The organism is Streptomyces sp. NPDC033136 (assembly GCF_055578235.1).
Window position 1 is genome coordinate 369,366 of the sequence record NZ_JBVIPD010000004.1, and the last position, 17,219, is coordinate 386,584.

The following is a 17,219-nucleotide window of genomic DNA, read 5'->3' on the forward strand; positions in this document are numbered from 1 at the left end:
CCCCGTCACTTCCTCCTCCCCCCCTCTCCCCGCCCTTTTTTCTTCCCCCCCCCCCCCCCCCCCCCCCCCCCCCCCCCCCCCCCCACAGCCCAGCCCTCCGCGCACCCCCTACGCCGTCGCCGCCCTGGACCCCTGGGAGCCCGGCCCCTCCGCGTCAGGGCCGTCGCCGCCCGGCGTCGGCCGCGGCTGCTGCTGCTCCGCCGCCGACAGCGGCTGGGCGATGTCCTCCAGGGAGCGGCGTTCCGCCTTCACGGCGAGGAGGGCCGCCACCAGGCCCGCCAGGAACATCAGCGTCGCGCCGATCGAGAAGGCGAGGACCGTGTCGCCGACGACGCCGGATGCCGTGAGCTCGGCGAAGAGGAGCGGGCCGCTGATGCCGCCGGCGGCGGTGCCGATGGCGTAGAAGAAGGCGATCGACATCGCCCGGGTCTCCATGGGGAAGACCTCGGAGACCGTCAGGTAGGCGCTGGAGGCGCCGGCCGAGGCGAAGAAGAGGACCGCGCACCAGCACGCCGTCATCGTGGTCGCGCTCAGGGAGCCCTGGTCGAAGAGCCAGGCCGTGCCGAAGAGGAGCAGGCCGGACAGCATGTAGGTGCCCGAGATCATCACGCGGCGGCCGACCGTGTCGAAGAGCTTGCCCAGCAGCAGCGGGCCGCAGAAGTTGCCGAGCGCGATGACCGCGAAGTAGTAGCCGGTGCTGCCGCTCGGGACGTCGAAGAACGTGGTCAGGATCGCGCCGAAGCCGAAGGTGATCGCGTTGTAGAGGAAGGCCTGGCCGATGAAGAGGGAGAAGCCGAGGACGGCCCGCCTGCGGTAGGCGGAGAAGACCGTGCGGCCGATCTCCAGGAAGGAGACGCCGCGGCGCTGGTGGATGGTGAGTTCGCCCTGCGCGGGCGGCAGCGGTGTGCCGTTCTCCCGTTCGATCTCCTGCTCGATGGAGGAGACGATGCGTTCCGCCTCGTCGTCACGGCCGTGGATGAGCAGCCAGCGGGGGCTCTCCGGGACGTGCCGGCGTACGAGGAGGATGACCAGGGCCAGGACCGCGCCGAGCGCGAAGGTCAGGCGCCAGCCGACGTTCGCGGCGAAGATGTCGGTGTCCAGCGCGACGATCGACAGCAGCGAGCCGAAGACCGCGCCCAGCCAGAAGCTGCCGTTGATCATCAGGTCGACACGGCCGCGGTACTCCTTGGGGATCAGTTCGTCGATCGCGGAGTTGATGGCCGCGTACTCGCCGCCGATGCCGAAGCCGGTGAGGAAGCGGAAGAGGAAGAACCACCAGGTGTCGAAGGCGACCGCGGTGAGGGCGGTGGCCGCCAGATACACCGCGAGGGTGATCATGAAGAGTTTTTTACGCCCCCAGGTGTCGGTCAGGCGGCCCCAGAACAGTGCGCCGGAGCAGGCGCCCGCCACGTAGAGGGCGGCCGCGAGGCCGGTGACCTCGCCGGAGGTGATGGGCAGGCCGCTGCCGGGTTCCGACAGGCGGCTCGCGATGGTGCCCACGAGGGTGACTTCGAGACCGTCGAGGATCCACACGGTGCCGAGACCGATGACGATCGTCCAGTGCCAGCGCGACCACGGGAGGCGGTCGAGGCGGGCGGGAATGTTCGTGGTCATGGTCCGGCCGGTGCCGGCCTGCGCGGTGGTCATGGGCTCCCTCCCCGTCGGGCGAACCCGGATCGGGTGCCCCGGGCAAGTTCTCCTACGCCCCGAGCGCGTGCGACACCGTGTAGATCAGCAGGCCGGCCAGCGAGCCGACGACCGTGCCGTTGATGCGGATGAACTGCAGGTCACGGCCGATGTTCGCCTCGATCTTCCGCGTGGTGTGCTCGGCGTCCCAGCCCGCCACCGTGTCCGTGATCAGGGAGGTGATCTCCTTGCGGTAGGTGGTGACGACGTAGACGGCCGCGCCCTCCACCCACCCGTCGACCTTGTCCTGCACCTTGCGTTCGGCCGCCATCCGGGAACCCAGCGACAGCAGCGACGCCCGCACGCGCAGCCGCAGTTCGCTGCGCTCGTCCTCGGCCGCCGCGACGATCATGGACCGTACGGCCGTCCAGGCGCTGGCGATGAGGTCCTGCACCTCGCCGCGGCCCAGCACCTCGCCCTTGAGCCGCTCGACGCGGGCGCGGGTGTCGGTGTCGGACTGGAGGTCGGAGGCGAAGTCGGTGAGGAATCGGTCGAGGGCGCCGCGCGCGGGGTGGGCGGGCATGTCGCGCATCTCGGTGACGAAGCGCAGCAGTTCCTTGTAGACGCGCTCGCCGACCTTCTTGTCGACGAACCTCGGGGTCCAGCCGGGGGCACCGCCCTGCACGGCGTCCATCACGGAGTCGCTGTGCAGCACGAGCCAGTCGTGGGCGCGGTTGACGACCAGGTCGACGACCCGCCGGTGGCCGCCGTCGGCGACGACCTTCTCCAGCATCTTGCCGATGCCGGGGCCGATCTCCTGGGCGTTCGCGCGGCGGGTGATGGCCTCGCCGACCACGGCCTGGACGTCGGAGTCGCGCAGGACCGTCAGGGCGCCCCGCAGGGCGGTGGACAGTTCGGCCGTGACCCGGTCGGCGTGGTCGGGGACGGCGAGCCAGGCGCCGAGGCGGCTGCCGATGCCGACGGCGCGCAGCCGCTGGCGTACGACGTCCTCGGAGAGGAAGTTCTCCCCGACGAACTCACCCAGGGAGACGCCGAGCTGGTCCTTCTTGGTGGGGATGATCGCGGTGTGCGGGATGGGGATGCCGAGGGGGTGGCGGAAGAGGGCGGTGACGGCGAACCAGTCGGCGAGCGCGCCGACCATGCCCGCCTCGGCGGCGGCGGCGACATAGCCCGCCCAGGGGCCGGCGCCGGAGTTCTGGGCCCACTTGGCGAGGACGTAGACCAGGGCGACGAACACCAGAAGCCCGGTGGCGGTGAGTTTCATGCGGCGTACGCCGCGCTGTTTCTCCTCGTCCGCCGGGCTGAAGGTCGTCATCGCACGGTTCACGGCGACGCCGGGGCGGGCATGCTGCCCTCCGGCGACGCCCTTTTCTTCTGCTTTCGTCCGTTCCATCCGCTCCACCCGCTCGGTGATCCCGCACACATTGTCCCTTCCTGACCGACTCCTGGAACGGAACAGGAGTTCCCGGCGTCTGCCGGGAGGGGGTATTGCGACGGGGGCCCGTGCACATCCCCCCTGCCCATGACGCATCATGGGCACATCAGATCGGAGCCTTGGGCTCCCATCGCCCGAGGAGAACTACACAGCATGACCCGGGGTCGTGGTTACGCCCTTCTGGCCGGGCTGGTCGCAGCCATCGTGGCCCTTTCCACCGCCATATACGTCGGAGTGGCGTCCGACGACGGTACGAGAAACCGGAACGCCCTCGGCGACGGCCGTGTCCCGAACAACGCCGCCCCCGCCTCCACCGGCACCTGGGTCGGCACCTGGTCGGCGTCCCCGGCCGGCGCCGAGCCCGGCACCGAGAGGACCGGCATGGCGGACCGCTCCGTGCGCAACGTCGTCCACACCAGCGTCGGCGGTACGAGTGCCCGCGTGACGCTGTCCAATCTCTACGGCCAGTCGCCGCTGAGCATCACGCAGGCCTCCATCGCGGTCGCCGCCGGCAGCGGGACGCCCGCGGCGGTCATGGACACCATGCGGCAGCTGACCTTCAACGGCGGGCCGAGGGTGGTCGTCCCGCCCGGCGGGCAGGTGCTGAGCGACGCGGTGCGGATCGTCATCCCGCACGACGCGGACATCCTGATCACCACGTACACGCCGACCAGCTCCGGCCCGGTGACGTACCACCGGCACGCCCGGCAGATCTCCTACGTCGCCCAGGGCGACCACACGCAGGACGCGACGGGCGCGCCGTACACCGAACGCACCGGATCGTGGCGGTACCTGACGGCGCTGGACGTGCTGAGTAACGAGTCCGACGGGACGGTCGTCGCCCTCGGCGACTCGCTGACCGACGGCATCACCTCCACCCCGGGCACCAACAGCCGGTGGACCGACGTGCTCTCCGACCGGCTACGCGCGGAGATCGCGGCCGGGCGGGACCTGCCGCGCTACGGCGTCGTCAACCAGGGCATCAGCGGCAACCAGATCCTGGCCGACGGGCTGGGGCGCCCCGCGGACAACCCCAGCGGGCTGAACCGCTTCGCGCGGGACGTGCTGGAGCGGACGAACGTCAAGGTCGTCGTCATCGACCTCGGCGTCAACGACATCCTGCGCAACCCGCGGCTCGCCGACCCGAACGCGATCCTCGGCGGACTGCGGACGATGGTGGATCAGGCGCACGCCCGAGGCGTGAAGGTCGTCGGCGCGACGCTGATGCCGTTCTACGGGCACCGCGGGTACACGGAGGCGCGGGAGGCGGTACGGCAGACCATCAACGCGGAGATCCGCTCGGGGCGGGTGTTCGACGCGGTCGCCGACTTCGACCAGGCCCTGCGGGACCCGTACGACCCGCGTCGCCTGCGGCCGGTCTACGACTCGGGAGACCATCTGCACCCCAGCGACGCCGGATACGCCAGGATGGCGGAGTCCTTCGACCTGGAGACGCTGAAGGGGTCGGCGCCGGCGGAGCTGTAGTTCCGGCGGCTGTTGCCCGGTGGTGAGGCGCCGGGGTGCGCCCCGGCGGAGCTGTAGTTCCGGCGGCTGTTGCCCGGTGGTGAGGCGCCGGGGGTGCGCCCCGGCGCGGCAGTGTGCCGCGGGGTGCCGCGGGGTGTCTCCCCCGAGCTCTCGGCCTCCGTAGAGCAGGGGCCCCATCGCCCCACCCGTGCCGCCCCTGGCTGCACGGATGCCCGCGGACGGCGGCGGGCGGCGGGCGGCGCGCGGGCAGACCGGGAGACAGGCCGGGAGACAGGCAGCCTCAGTGCTCCCCGCGCCCCTCCCGGCGGCGGGACTCGCCCAGCTCCCCCCGCCCCGCCTTCCGCTCCAGCTCCTCCTGCCGCCGCTCCTCCCGGATCCGGAGCTTCTGCGCCCGCGTCAGCTTGCGCTGGACCCCGACCCCGCCCCACAACGCGAACCCCGTCACCACCACGCGCGGTGCGCCCGGCTCACCCGGCACCCCCTCCTCGCGGTGGTCGAAGCCACCCATGACGCCGATGCCGCGGACCACGACCTCGACCCCGGGCGGGACGATCACATCCACCCCGCCCATGATCGCGATCGCGTTGACCTCGACCTCGCGGTCCGCGAAGTTCGCCTCGCGCAGATCGATCTCCCCGCCGCCCCAGAAGGCGAAGCAGGTGAACCGCCGGGGCATCGTCCAGTGTCCTTTGCGCTGGAAGGCGGACATCACGGCGACGGCCCACGTCGAGGCTCCCTCACCGCCGACGATCCGCCCGGACCAGTCCGAACCCGCGTCCGGCTCCTTGTTCAGCGACACCACCGGCGCCGCGACACCCGCGGCCGGCAGATCCCGGGTGAGCGGCGCCAGCTCCCCGTACGTCCGCGCCTGGTACGTCGCGTCCAGCCGCTCCTCGAACTCCTCCATGTCGAGACGGCCCTCCGCGAGAGCGTCCCGCAGGATGCCGGCGACCCGCTCACGGTCGGCGTCGGAGGCACGGAGGTCCGGGACTGCGTCGTCGGTCATGACAGCAGATTACGAGTTCACCCCGCCGCGGGCTACGAGACCGCCCGCTCGGCCCGCTCGGGCGGCGGTTCGGGGGCCTCCCCCAAGGTGTGCAGCATCCTGGCGATCACCGCCTCGATGTCCGGCTCCCGCACCGACAGGTCGACCAGCGGATACTCCGCCGCGATCCGCGCCACCAGCGGAGCCGCCGACTGCCCCGCCGGGAACGCCAGCCACTGCCGCGGCCCGTCCACCCGGACCACCCGCGCCGGCTCCGGCGCCTCGATCGGCGGCAGCTCCCGCTCCAGGTCCACGACCAGGATCCGCTCGCTCTCCCCCACCTCGTGCAGCCCTGCGAGCGGCCCGTCGTACATCAGCCGCCCGTGGTCGATGACCATCACCCGCTTGCACAACTGCTCGATGTCCTGCAGGTCGTGCGTGGTCAGCAGCACCGTCGTCCCGCGCTCGGCGTTCAACTCCCGCAGGAACTCCCGCACCTTCGACTTGGAGACGACGTCCAGCCCGATGGTCGGCTCGTCGAGGTACAGCACCTCCGGGTCGTGCAGCAGCGCCGCCACGATGTCCCCGCGCATCCGCTGGCCGAGCGAGAGTTGCCGTACCGGCACGTCCAGCAGGTCGCCCAGGTCGAGGAGTTCGACGAGCCGGTCGAGGTTCTCGCGGTAACGGGCGTCCGGGATGCGGTACATGCGGTGCATCAGCCGGTAGGAGTCGATCAGCGGCAGGTCCCACCACAAGGTCGTCCGCTGCCCGAACACCACCCCGATGCGGTGCGCGAGCCGGGTCCGCTCCCGGGAGGGATCGATACCGGCCACCCGGAGCCGACCCGCGCTCGGCGTGAGGATGCCGGTCAGCATCTTGATCGTGGTCGACTTGCCGGCGCCGTTCGGGCCGATGTAGCCGACCATCTCGCCGCGCTCCACGCGGAAGGAGATCGAGTCGACCGCCCGCACCCGCCGCCGCTCCCGCTTCATGAAGCCGGTCTTCCTGCGCACCTCGAAGACCTTCTCCACACCGTCGAGTTCGATGAACCCGCTTTCCGAACCGGTCAACTCAACTCCCTGTACTCCGGTACGAACGAAGCCCCGTCCGCCACGCCGCCCCCGCCAGCACACAACAGGCCAACGCCACCAGCGGCGACGCGAACGCCGCCCACCCGGGCAGCCCGATCGGGTACGGCCGCCCCAGCACATACGCGGCGGGCACCCAGTTGACGAAGGCCAGCGGCAGCATGAAGGTCACACCCCGCACCAGGTCCTTCCCGAACACCGTCGGCGGATACTGCAACAGCGTCGTCCCGCCGTAGGTGAACGCGTTCTGTACCTCGGCGGCGTCCTGCGCGAAGATCTGGAAGGCCGCGCCCGCCACGAACACCGCCGAGAAGATCGCCGCCCCGCTGACCACCATCACCGGCACCAGCAGCACCTTCGGCACGCTCCAGTCGACGTCCACCGACACCAGCGCCCAGCCCAGCACCACCGCACCCTGCGTGACCCGGCCCAGCCGCCGCAGTGCGAACCGGTCCGCGCCCACCTGGGCGAGCACCGGCGCGGGACGCACCAGCAGCGTGTCGAACGAGCCGTCACGCATCCGGGCGCCCAGCACGTCCATCGAGCCGAGCGCCAGGTCGGCGATCCCGAACGCGGTCACCGACAGCCCGTACAGGAAGGCGACCTCGGACAGCGACCAGCCGCCCAGCGAGTCGACCTGCGAGAACATCAGCAGGATCCCCACGAAGTCCAGACCGGTCACCATCAGGTTGCCGAACACCGTGACCACGAACGAGGCGCGGTAGGTCATGCTGGACCGCACCCACATCCCCGCGATCAGCCGGTAGGCCCGCAGCCCCTCGGCCACAGCACCGCGCTCACCCACCCTGCACCACCACCCGGCGCGTCGCGGCCGACTGCACCAGCCGCCCCACTGCCAGCAGCGCCACCGCCCACGCCGCCTGGAAGGCGAACGCCCGCAGCGGATCCGTCTCCCCCATCAGCACATCCGCCGGCATCTGGATCTGCGCCGCCCACGGCAGCACCCGCACCACCTCGCCGAACGCGCCCGGGAAGGCGTTCAGCGGCAGCACCATGCCCGAGAAGAAGATCCCCGTGACCACCATGACCTGGTTGACGCCCATGCCGTCCATCAGCCAGAACGCGCTCAGGGCCGCCAGGTAGCGGATCGCGAAGCTCACCACCGCCGCCAGCAGCAGCGTGACCGCGAAGGCCGCCCACACGGTGACGTCCGTCGGCAGCGCCATGGGGAAGAACACCGCGCCGAACACGAACGGGATCACCCCCCGCCCCAGCATCTGGAACAACGCCCGCCCCACGTCACCCGCCAGCCACCACAGCTGCAGATCGGCCGGCCGGTACAGATCGACGGCGATCTCACCGGTGCGGATGCGCTCCATCAGATCCTTCTCGGCGCCCCCGCCCTGGATCGCCAGAGTCGCGAAGAGACACTGCCCCAGCCACACATAGGTCACGGCCTGCGCCTGGTCGTACCCCCCGAGATGCGGCTTCTCCTCCCACAGCGCCAGATACGTGTAGACGAGGATGACGCCGAAGACCGTGTTGGTGAACACCCCGGCCACCGTGGCCACCCGATACGTCGCGTACCGCCGGAAACCCCCCGCCGCGACGGCCGCGTACAACCGTCCCGAGCCCACATCCACAGCCCTCCTCGCCGCCCGGCACCGAAGCGCAGGAGCCTACTGGCCCGAAGATCGCTCCCGCCACGCAATTTCGAGGCGCGGCAGAGGCGCTGCGGGCGAGTGCGCACCGGCCCAGACGGTACGATCCGTTGCGTCCGCGTGGGCCCAGGCGCCCGTGGCCAGGGCGAGCAGCAGGGCGGCGGAGCCGGCCAGGACGGAGCGCACGAGCCGTCGCACCCACGGTCGTGTCCCCCTTCGGGCGAATGTCGCGTTGGAGACCGCGATTCGGGCAGGCGTGCGGAACAGCGCGGTTCACCCTGTGCCCGTCCACGCGCTCACCCGCACACCGCCCGTCCCGCCCCACGACTCGCGACACGGCCCTCGATCAGGGAACTGATCGCCGGATGGGACAGTCTTCATCACAGGGGCACAAGAGCGAGCAGAGACGTACGGGAACGACGTACGACGCGAAACAGGAGTCCGTGCACGCATGAGTGACGAGCCTCAGCCGCAGCAGCCGAACCCGGGCTGGGCATCGAGTGAGCCGCAGCCGGACGGCGGCCCCGGCACGCCCCAGGCAGCCGGGAAACCCAAGCGGACCGGCTGGCGCCGCATGATCCCGACCTGGCGCATGACACTGGGCGCCTTCCTCGTCACCGCCCTGCTCCTGGTCGGCGGCTTCTTCCTCGGCTACTCCGTGGTGAAGATCCCGCCGGCCAACGCACTCGCCACCAAGCAGGCCAACGTCTACCTGTACGCGGACGGCTCCGTGATCGCCCGCGACGGCGAGGTCAACCGCGAGAACGTCACCCTCCCGCAGATCTCCAAGGACGCCCAGCACGCCATCCTGGCCGCCGAGGACCGCGACTTCTACACCGAGTCCGCCGTCGACCCCAAGGCCATGGTCCGCGCCGCCTGGAACACCGCCCTCGGCAAGGGCAAGCAGTCCGGCTCCACCATCACGCAGCAGTACGTGAAGAACTACTACCTGCGCCAGGAGCAGACCGTCACCCGCAAGGCCAAGGAGTTCTTCATCGCGATCAAGCTGGACCGCGAGGTGAGCAAGGGCCACATCCTCGAGGGCTACCTCAACACCAGCTACTTCGGCCGCAACGCCTACGGCATCCAGGCCGCCGCCCAGGCCTACTACGGCATGGACGCCAAGGACCTCGACCCGGCCCGCGCCGCCTACCTCGCCGCGCTCGTCAACGCCCCCAGCCAGTTCGACGTCGTCGCCCACCCCGAGAACCGCAAGGCCGCCGAGTCCCGCTGGAACTACGTCCTGGACGGCATGGTCAAGAAGGGCTGGCTCAGCGAGTCGAAGCGGACCGGCATGAAGTTCCCGGTACCGAAGGAGTCCACCCTCTCCACCGGCATGTCCGGGCAGCGCGGCTACATCGTCCGGACCGTCAAGGACTACCTGATCCAGAACGAGATCATCGAGGAGAACCAGCTCGACGCCGGCGGCTACCGCATCACGACGACCCTGCAGAAGCCCAAGCAGGACGCCTTCGTGAAGGCCGTCAACGACAAGCTGATGTCCAAGCTGGACAAGAAGAACAACAAGGTCGACCGCTACGTCCGCGCGGGCGGCGCCGCCGTCGACCCGAAGACCGGCAAGGTCGTGGCGATGTACAACGGCATCGACTACGTCAAGCAGTACACCCCGAACGCCACCCGCAGGGACTTCCAGGTCGGCTCCACCTTCAAGCCCTTCGTGTTCACCTCCGCCGTCGAGAACGGCTCCGAGACGCAGGACGGCCGCGTCATCACCCCCAACACGATCTACGACGGCACCAACCAGCGCCCCGTCCAGGGCTGGGCCGGCGACCCCTACGCCCCCGAGAACGAGGACCAGGTCTCCTACGGCGACGTCACCGTCACCGAGGCCACCGACAAGTCCGTGAACTCGGTGTACGCGCAGATGGCCGCCGACGTCGGCCCCCAGAAGGTCAAGCAGACCGCCATCGACCTCGGCATCCCCGCCGCCACCCCCGACCTCGCCGACGGACCCGCCATCGCCCTCGGCACGGCCACCGCCAGCGTCCTCGACATGGCCGAGGCCTACGCCACACTCGCCAACCACGGCCGGCACGGCTCCTACACGATCGTCGAGAAGGTCGCCAAGGAAGGCACCCCGATCGACCTGCCCGACCGGCCCACCCGGCAGGCCGTGAGCCGCGAGGCCGCCGACACCACCACCTCCGTCCTGCAGAGCGTCGTCCAGAACGGCACGGCCGCCGCCGCCCAGGCCGCGGGCCGTCCCGCCGCCGGCAAGACCGGCACCGCAGAGGAGGACAAGGCGGCCTGGTTCGCCGGCTACACACCCGACCTCGCCACCGTCGTCGCCGTCATGGGCCAGGACCCGGTCACCGCCGCCCAGAAACCGCTGTACAACGCCATGGGCCTGCCGCGCATCAACGGCGGCGGACCGCCCGCGGAGATCTGGGCCCAGTTCACCCGCGACGCCCTCAAGGACCAGCCGGTCAAGGACTTCGACCTGAGGCTCCAGCCCGGCTCCGACATCCCCCAGGCCCCCGGTACCGAGGCCCCCTCCGACCCCACCGACGAGGCCACCACCGACGACGGCAGCACCTCCACCGGCGGCCAGGACACCGGCACCGAGACGCCCGGCCAGACCCCGAGCGCGCCCGACGGGCAGAACCAGGGCCAGACCGACGGCGGCACCACCGACGGCAGCACGGGCGGCGAGTCCCCGACCGGCGGCGGCACCGCGGACGGCGGGACCGGGGACGGCGGCACGACCACCGACGGCGGCACCACCGGCGGCGCCAACACCGGAGGCGGCGGCGACACCGGCGACGGCGGCACCACCGGCGGCCCGACCGGCCCCGAGTGGGGCGTGGTCCCGCAGACCACGCGCCGCGAATAGCCCGGCGACCGACGACCCGGCGACCCGGCAGCCCGGTGACCCGAGGCCGCCGTCAACCGCACCACGGCGACCAGCAGCACGAAGAGGGGCCGGTGACCACCGTCACCGGCCCCTTCCCACTCCTGCTGCAACCGGACCCAAGGACCTACAGGTAGAGACCCGTCGAGTCCTCCGACCCCTCGAACCGGTCCGCGGCCACGGCATGCAGATCGCGCTCGCGCATGAGCACGTACGCGATACCCCGCACCTCGACCTCGGCACGGTCCTCCGGATCGAACAGAACCCGGTCGCCCGGCTCCACCGTCCGCACGTTCTGCCCCACCGCGACGACCTCGGCCCACGCCAGCCGCCGGCCGACCGCCGCCGTGGCGGGGATCAGGATGCCGCCGCCGGAACGCCGCTCGCCCTCGCTGGTGTCCTGCCGCACGAGTACGCGATCGTGCAGCATCCGGATGGGCAGCTTGTCGGGATGGGTGCTGTGCTCGTTTCTCTTGGCGCTCACGCCCTGAAACCTACCTGTCTTCCCGGCCGGCGCACGCAGTCGGGTCAGCCCTTGCGGCGCCGCGTGCTCACCGCGAGCAGCCCCACCACTCCGACCACGACGAGCGCGACCGGCACGACCCGCTCCAGCCGCGGCGCGCCGTCCTCGTCCACGAACCTGGCGCGCACATCGGTGACGGCCCGGTTGACCCCCACGTAGGCCCGCCCGAGGGTGTGGTCGATGTTCGAGGCGACCTTGGCCTTGGCATCCCCGACGATCGTCTTCGGGTGCACCCGCACCCCGATCTCGTCGAGGGTCTCGGCCAGGGTCGCGCGGCGGCGCCTGATGTCCGCCTCGATCTGCGCCGGGGTCCTGGTGTCCGCCGTGTCCGCCACCGTGTCGCCTTTCGAAGTCGGTATGAAGCCTGTGCCGGACAGTCTGTCAGCTCCACGGCTCATCGCACCGCCTCGACCCCCGGTTACGCTGGCCAGATGAGCGAGCGACTCCAGCCGGGGGACATGGCCCCCGCCTTCACCCTGCCCGACGCCGACGGCACCGAGGTGTCCCTGTCGGACTACAAGGGCCGCAAGGTCATCGTGTACTTCTACCCGGCCGCCCTCACCCCCGGCTGCACCAAGCAGGCCTGTGACTTCACGGACAACCTGGAGCTGCTGACGGGCGCGGGCTACGAGGTCATCGGCATCTCCCCCGACAAGCCGGAGAAGCTGGCCAGGTTCCGCGACAAGGAGTCCCTCAAGGTCACCCTCCTCGCCGACCCGGACAAGCAGGTCCTGGAGTCCTACGGTGCCTTCGGCGAGAAGAAGCTCTACGGCAAGACGGTCGTCGGCGTCATCCGCTCCACGGTGATCGTGGACGAGGACGGCAAGGTCGAACGGGCCCTGTACAACGTCAAGGCGACGGGCCACGTGGCCAAGATCATCAAGGACCTGGGGATCTGAGACCCCGCTGTTCCCTCCGCGAGCGGCTCGCACCGGCAGAACTCCGGTACGAGCCGCTCCGCTTTTCGGGCGTGACTGTCCGATATACGGTTCGTTACTCCGTGCGAGGCCGCGAACGGGCGGTCGAGATCGGAGGCAACGATGGGGGCCAGGTACACCCGCGAGCTTCTCGAAGAAGCAGCGCGGGCGACCGTCAACTGGGACGACGCCGTACGGTGGTGCGGAGGCACACCCACACCTGGCAGCAGACGCTATCTGCGCCGGAAGATGGCCGAGGCCGGGGTGGATGTCTCACACTTCCCGGCACGGTGGGCACGCCACACCGAGGAGAGACTCCGAGAGGTGGTGGCGGTGTCGTCCAGCGTCAAGGAAGTGCTTCGCCGCCTGGACATCAGCCCGGTCGGTGGCAACCACACGCATGTCAGCCGCCGCATCGCAGCGCTGGGCATCGACACGTCCCACTTCGTGACATCGCCGCCCAGGACAAAGCGCTCCGGTGGCGATCTGCTCTGCCTTGGGACACCTCAAGCCGGCCGAATCCCGGGAAGTCGACTGCTTCGGCATCTACTGGGCCTCGGCGTCCCGGAGAGCTGTGCAATGTGCGGCACCGGCCCCTCGTGGAACGACAAGCCCCTCCGGCTGGAGGTCGACCACATCAACGGCGACTGGTGGGACAACCGTCCGGGAAACCTCCAGCTGCTCTGCCCCAACTGCCATGCGGTAACGGACACATACCGGGGTCGCAGGCGGAGGGCGGCCGCGTGAGCACGCCGAGGTACACCCGAGAGTTGCTGACCCGCACTGCCGTCGAAGCCGCCAGCATGGTCGACCTGATGCGCAGGCTGAACGCTCCGATGGGGAGCGGTCCTCGCCGCTACCTCAGCAAGCGGCTACAGCACTACGGCATCGACACTTCACACTTTCGCGAGGAGCCTCTGCCGCACCGCGAACGGCGCAGCTATCCGAAAGAGCTCCTCAGAGAAGCCGCCGCTCAGTCAACCAGCATCAGGGAGATGGTGGAGTACATGGGGCTGTCTCCACGCGACAGCCCGTATGGCTACATCAGGAGCAAGCTGGACAAGTTCCACATCGACACCTCGCACTTCACCGGAAGATGCGGCAACCGCTCAGGGGCTCTCTTTCCACGCAACGACATCACACGAGCCGTCGCCGAATCGCATAGCCTGGCCGGAGTGATGCGAAAGCTCGGCCTCTCCCCTCAGGGCGGTTCCGGGCGCGCAAAGGTCAAACGCAGCATCGAATCCTACGGTCTTTCGACCGCCCATTTCACAGGGCAAGGTCACTTCCAGGGCACGCCATCCCCACGACGCAGGCCTGCGGCCCAGATCTTGGTGAGGCTTGCTCCAGGTTCTCCACGCACTCAGACTGCCCTCCTCAGACGAGCCCTCGACGACCTCGGCGTGCCTCACGCGTGCAACGAATGCGGCACAGGAGGGAACTGGCAGGGGAGAAGGCTCGTTCTGGAACTCGACCACGTCAACGGCGATCGTCTGGACAACCGGATCGAGAACCTGCGATACCTGTGCCCCTCCTGCCACAGTCAGACGCAGACCCACTCTCGACCTCGCCGCGGCGTCACCGCTCTGGGCCCAGTACAGTAACCGCGACGGGTCCGTACCCCAGCTGGCCAAGAGGGCGCCGGTTTAGGTCCGGTGTGTCGTGGGTTCGAGTCCCACCGGGCCCACCGCCAATAGGGGCGCAGCACCATCGCGGTGCCGCGCCCCTCGGCTTACGTGGCTCAAGTCCTCAGCCCAACAGCTCCCGCACCACCGGCACCAGCGCCCGGAACGCCTTCCCTCGGTGGCTGATCGCGTTCTTCTCCTGCGGAGTCAGTTCCGCGCAGGTTCGGGTCTCGCCCTCCGGCTGGAGGATCGGGTCGTAGCCGAAGCCGCCCGAACCCGCCGGCTCGTGACGCAGGACACCTCTCAACTGTCCCTCGACCACCCGCTCCCTGCCGTCCGGCAGGGCCAGCGCCGCCGCGCAGGCGAAGTGGGCGCCACGGTGTTCGTCGGCGATGTCCGAGAGCTGGGCGAGCAACAGGTCCAAGTTGGCCTTGTCGTCGCCGTGGCGGCCGGACCAGCGGGCGGAGAGGATGCCCGGGGCGCCGTTCAGGACGTCGACGCAGAGGCCGGAGTCGTCGGCAACGGCGGGGAGGCCGGTGGCCCGGGCGAGGGCGTGGGCCTTCAGGAGGGCGTTCTCCGCGAAGGTGACGCCGGTTTCCTTGACGTCGGGGATGTCGGGGTAGGCGTCGGCGCCGACGAGGTCGTGGGACAGTCCGGCTTCGGCGAGGATCGCCCGGAGTTCGGTGATCTTTCCGGCGTTGCGGGTGGCGAGGATCAGGCGGGTCATGGGCACCACAGTATGGCCCTTCCGTCGCCGAGGGACGCGCCCCGTAAGGGGCGCGGGGAACTGCGCGAGCGGCCACGACGGGCCCGCAGTCGGCCACCTGAAGAACCGGGCGGACGAGCAGCCCGGCCCAGCCCGCGCAGCGCTACGGCGTGCAGACCTTGGTCAGTTCGCCGGCCGCGTCCGTGACCGGGCTGATGTCGGGCGTCTCGTCGCCGTTCTTGATGGAGGTGCGGACGTTGTCGACGGCCTTGTTGAGGTCGTCAACGGCCTTGCTGACGTCCGCGTTGTCGGTCTTGTCGCCGATCTGGCCGAGGTTCTTGTCGATGGAGTCGAGGGACTCGTCGAGTTGCGTGGGGTCGCCCGCGGCGTTGTCCACGGCCTGCTGGAGTTCCGTGACGCTGTCGGCGATGGCGTCGGCGGTCTGGACGCAGTCCAGTGCCTTGTCGACGGCGGCGCAGCCGGTGGTGAGTCCGGTGGTCAGCGCGACGGCCGCCAGGGTGGCGGCGACGGCTGCGGTGCGGCGTCGGCGGCTCGCGGCCATGGAGCGGTCCCTCTCGTTCGGCCGGGCCGGTCGGGCCCGTGCGGCTGGCCGGGCGCACAGGGATGAGCCGTGCGCCCGTATCTCTTCAGACGCGAGTGCGCCCGGCGCGGTTGCCCGTGCCGAGCACTCGTTTTGGTGTGCCTTTTACTTTACGAGGGTCGTGTCGAGTGCGGTGCGCTGGTGGGCGGCGAGGTCGGTGCAGCCGGTGACGGCGAGGTCGAGGAGGGCGTTGAGTTCGTCGCGGGCGAAGGGTTCGGCTTCGGCGGTGCCCTGGACCTCGACGAAGCGGCCGTCGCCGGTGCAGACGACGTTCATGTCGGTGTCGGCTTTGACGTCTTCTTCGTAGCAGAGGTCGAGGAGGGGGATGCCTCCGACGATGCCGACGGAGACGGCGGAGACGGTGCCGGTGAGGGGCTGGCGGCCGGCCTTGATCAGTTTCTTGCGCTGGGCCCAGGCGACGGCGTCGGCGAGGGCGACGTAGGCGCCGGTGATGGCGGCGGTGCGGGTGCCGCCGTCGGCTTGGAGGACGTCGCAGTCGAGGACGATGGTGTTCTCGCCGAGGGCTTTGTAGTCGATGACGGCGCGGAGGGAGCGGCCGATGAGGCGGCTGATCTCGTGGGTGCGGCCGCCGATGCGGCCTCGGACGGACTCGCGGTCGCCGCGGGTGTTGGTGGAGCGGGGGAGCATGGAGTATTCGGCGGTGACCCAGCCTTCGCCGCTGCCCTTGCGCCAGCGTGGGACGCCTTCGGTGACGGAGGCGGTGCAGAAGACCTTGGTGTCGCCGAAGGAGACGAGGACGGAGCCTTCGGCGTGCTTGCTCCAGCCGCGCTCGATGGTGATGGGGCGGAGCTGCTGGGGGGTGCGGCCGTCGATTCGAGACATGGCGCTGAGCCTATCCGTACCGGCGCAGGGGCCCCTCCCGCGGTGGGGAGGGGCCCCGATGGTGAGGTCGGGGTTCGTCAGGGGGTGAAGCCCGGGACGATCCCGGCGCTTCACATGAGGTCTTCGATCTCCGCCGCGATGGGGTCGGCGTCGGTGCCGATGACGACCTGGATGGCGGTGCCCATTTTGACGACGCCGTGGGCGCCGGCGGCCTTCAGGGCGGTTTCGTCGACCTTGGCGGGGTCGACGACCTCGGTGCGCAGGCGGGTGATGCAGCCTTCGACCTCTTCGATGTTGTCGATGCCGCCGAGCCCGGCAACGATCTTCTCAGCCTTGGTGGCCATCTTCGTTCTCCCTGATCCGAACCGCTTTGTCGCAGTAACCCACAGTTGGCCGGTCTTCGCGAGCGTTCGTGTGGTGCGTGCCGGGTGGTGGCGTCACGTTCGCGCGACCGTCGAACAACTGGTCTACACCACGAGCCCGCCCCGCGTCGACAATGGGGGCTGGTATGCGTGCGGGCGGCCCGCGGGTGCCGAGGTGGGGGCCGGGTGGTGCGCGCCGGGTTGGGGGTTTCCGGCGGGGCTGATCGTCTACGTCGTCGTCTGGAATCCGGCGACCGGGCCGTGGGTGATCGTTCCGGTCGGGCCGGGGTTCGGGCTCCTCCACCATGTGATCTTCCGGTTCGCGATCACGGCGTTCGATGGGCGGGCCCGGGGGCGGGAGGCCGGGGAGGACGTCGAGGACAGCGCCGCGGCGTGATCGTCGCGGCGGGCGGAATCGGCGGGTTCCACTCGTTCGGCCTGCCGTGCTACAACTGGTCTACACCACTCACTGGTGGAGGTCGCGCGGTGGAGACCGCGCTCCCCTTTC

18 protein-coding genes and 1 tRNA gene are annotated in these 17,219 nt (G+C 70.2%); 7 read left to right on the plus strand and 12 right to left on the minus strand.

Going from position 1 to position 17,219, the window contains the following annotated elements; translation table 11 throughout:
* Window positions 1-108: 108 nt before the first annotated feature.
* Both ACZ5TL_RS09965 and ACZ5TL_RS09970 read right to left on the minus strand, forming a co-directional pair.
* A complete protein-coding gene (locus tag ACZ5TL_RS09965; RefSeq protein WP_468588885.1) occupies window positions 109-1,647 on the minus strand; it encodes an MFS transporter in 1,539 nt (512 codons plus the stop codon).
* A 52-nt stretch (window positions 1,648-1,699) separates the two neighbouring features.
* The gene (locus tag ACZ5TL_RS09970; RefSeq protein WP_468588886.1) at window positions 1,700-3,070 is read right to left on the minus strand and encodes a DUF445 domain-containing protein; all 1,371 of its coding nucleotides are present in this window, start codon (window positions 3,068-3,070) and stop codon (window positions 1,700-1,702) included.
* Between the two features lie 165 nt (window positions 3,071-3,235).
* Here ACZ5TL_RS09970 and ACZ5TL_RS09975 point away from each other — a divergent pair, with 165 nt between their 5' ends.
* The gene (locus ACZ5TL_RS09975) at window positions 3,236-4,567 is read left to right on the plus strand and encodes an SGNH/GDSL hydrolase family protein (protein ID WP_468588887.1); all 1,332 of its coding nucleotides are present in this window, start codon (window positions 3,236-3,238) and stop codon (window positions 4,565-4,567) included.
* A 280-nt stretch (window positions 4,568-4,847) separates the two neighbouring features.
* On the opposite strand, the gene ACZ5TL_RS09980 is transcribed toward ACZ5TL_RS09975, so the two are convergent.
* Genes ACZ5TL_RS09980 through ACZ5TL_RS09995 form a run of 4 tightly spaced genes read right to left on the minus strand, consistent with a single transcriptional unit; the run spans window position 4,848 to window position 8,238 of the window.
* Window positions 4,848-5,573 (minus strand): DUF1707 SHOCT-like domain-containing protein, encoded by a 726-nt coding sequence (locus ACZ5TL_RS09980; RefSeq protein ID WP_468588888.1) that lies wholly within the window; start codon window positions 5,571-5,573, stop codon window positions 4,848-4,850.
* A gap of 32 nt (window positions 5,574-5,605) precedes the next feature.
* Window positions 5,606-6,622 (minus strand): ABC transporter ATP-binding protein, encoded by a 1,017-nt coding sequence (locus ACZ5TL_RS09985; protein ID WP_468588889.1) that lies wholly within the window; start codon window positions 6,620-6,622, stop codon window positions 5,606-5,608.
* Window position 6,623: 1 nt separating this feature from the next.
* Window positions 6,624-7,388, minus strand: coding sequence for an ABC transporter permease (locus tag ACZ5TL_RS09990; RefSeq protein ID WP_468589007.1), 765 nt, complete (start codon window positions 7,386-7,388; stop codon window positions 6,624-6,626).
* Between the two features lie 49 nt (window positions 7,389-7,437).
* Window positions 7,438-8,238, minus strand: coding sequence for an ABC transporter permease (locus ACZ5TL_RS09995; RefSeq protein ID WP_468589009.1), 801 nt, complete (start codon window positions 8,236-8,238; stop codon window positions 7,438-7,440).
* Window positions 8,239-8,713: 475 nt separating this feature from the next.
* On the opposite strand from ACZ5TL_RS09995, the gene ACZ5TL_RS10000 reads away from it, so the two are divergent.
* Entirely contained in the window at window positions 8,714-11,116 is a 2,403-nt protein-coding gene (locus ACZ5TL_RS10000) for a transglycosylase domain-containing protein (RefSeq protein WP_468588890.1), read from the plus strand.
* A gap of 145 nt (window positions 11,117-11,261) precedes the next feature.
* Here the strand turns inward: ACZ5TL_RS10000 and ACZ5TL_RS10005 are convergent, their stop codons facing one another.
* Both ACZ5TL_RS10005 and ACZ5TL_RS10010 read right to left on the minus strand, forming a co-directional pair.
* The gene (locus tag ACZ5TL_RS10005) at window positions 11,262-11,618 is read right to left on the minus strand and encodes a GroES family chaperonin (protein ID WP_010040015.1); all 357 of its coding nucleotides are present in this window, start codon (window positions 11,616-11,618) and stop codon (window positions 11,262-11,264) included.
* Window positions 11,619-11,662: 44 nt separating this feature from the next.
* A complete protein-coding gene (locus ACZ5TL_RS10010; RefSeq protein WP_184984190.1) occupies window positions 11,663-11,992 on the minus strand; it encodes a DUF3618 domain-containing protein in 330 nt (109 codons plus the stop codon).
* A gap of 96 nt (window positions 11,993-12,088) precedes the next feature.
* On the opposite strand from ACZ5TL_RS10010, the gene bcp reads away from it, so the two are divergent.
* The 4 genes from bcp (at window position 12,089) to ACZ5TL_RS10030 (ending at window position 14,261) form a co-directional block, all read left to right on the plus strand.
* The gene (bcp, locus tag ACZ5TL_RS10015; protein ID WP_468588891.1) at window positions 12,089-12,556 is read left to right on the plus strand and encodes a thioredoxin-dependent thiol peroxidase; all 468 of its coding nucleotides are present in this window, start codon (window positions 12,089-12,091) and stop codon (window positions 12,554-12,556) included.
* A gap of 141 nt (window positions 12,557-12,697) precedes the next feature.
* Window positions 12,698-13,321: an HNH endonuclease signature motif containing protein gene (locus ACZ5TL_RS10020; protein ID WP_468588892.1), complete on the plus strand. Its 624-nt coding sequence runs from the start codon at window positions 12,698-12,700 to the stop codon at window positions 13,319-13,321.
* Window positions 13,322-13,377: 56 nt separating this feature from the next.
* Window positions 13,378-14,178, plus strand: a complete 801-nt coding sequence (locus ACZ5TL_RS10025; protein WP_468589010.1) for an HNH endonuclease signature motif containing protein — start codon at window positions 13,378-13,380, stop codon at window positions 14,176-14,178.
* Between the two features lie 7 nt (window positions 14,179-14,185).
* Window positions 14,186-14,261: transfer RNA gene (locus ACZ5TL_RS10030), tRNA-Leu, on the plus strand.
* 62 nt (window positions 14,262-14,323) lie between these two features.
* Here ACZ5TL_RS10030 and rdgB read toward each other — a convergent pair.
* From rdgB to ACZ5TL_RS10050, 4 genes are all read right to left on the minus strand, one after another.
* Window positions 14,324-14,926 (minus strand): RdgB/HAM1 family non-canonical purine NTP pyrophosphatase, encoded by a 603-nt coding sequence (rdgB, locus tag ACZ5TL_RS10035; RefSeq protein ID WP_468588893.1) that lies wholly within the window; start codon window positions 14,924-14,926, stop codon window positions 14,324-14,326.
* Between the two features lie 142 nt (window positions 14,927-15,068).
* On the minus strand, window positions 15,069-15,467 hold the full coding sequence (locus tag ACZ5TL_RS10040) for a hypothetical protein (RefSeq protein WP_468588894.1): 399 nt from the start codon (window positions 15,465-15,467) through the stop codon (window positions 15,069-15,071).
* 144 nt (window positions 15,468-15,611) lie between these two features.
* On the minus strand, window positions 15,612-16,349 hold the full coding sequence (rph, locus tag ACZ5TL_RS10045; protein ID WP_468588895.1) for a ribonuclease PH: 738 nt from the start codon (window positions 16,347-16,349) through the stop codon (window positions 15,612-15,614).
* 110 nt (window positions 16,350-16,459) lie between these two features.
* Window positions 16,460-16,693, minus strand: coding sequence for a PTS sugar transporter subunit IIB (locus ACZ5TL_RS10050; RefSeq protein WP_031140089.1), 234 nt, complete (start codon window positions 16,691-16,693; stop codon window positions 16,460-16,462).
* Between ACZ5TL_RS10050 and ACZ5TL_RS10055 the strand changes: the two genes are divergently transcribed.
* Window positions 16,683-17,108, plus strand: coding sequence for a hypothetical protein (locus ACZ5TL_RS10055; RefSeq protein WP_468588896.1), 426 nt, complete (start codon window positions 16,683-16,685; stop codon window positions 17,106-17,108). The two genes, ACZ5TL_RS10050 and ACZ5TL_RS10055, sit on opposite strands and share 11 nt — an antisense overlap.
* The last annotated feature ends 111 nt before the right edge of the window (window positions 17,109-17,219 follow it).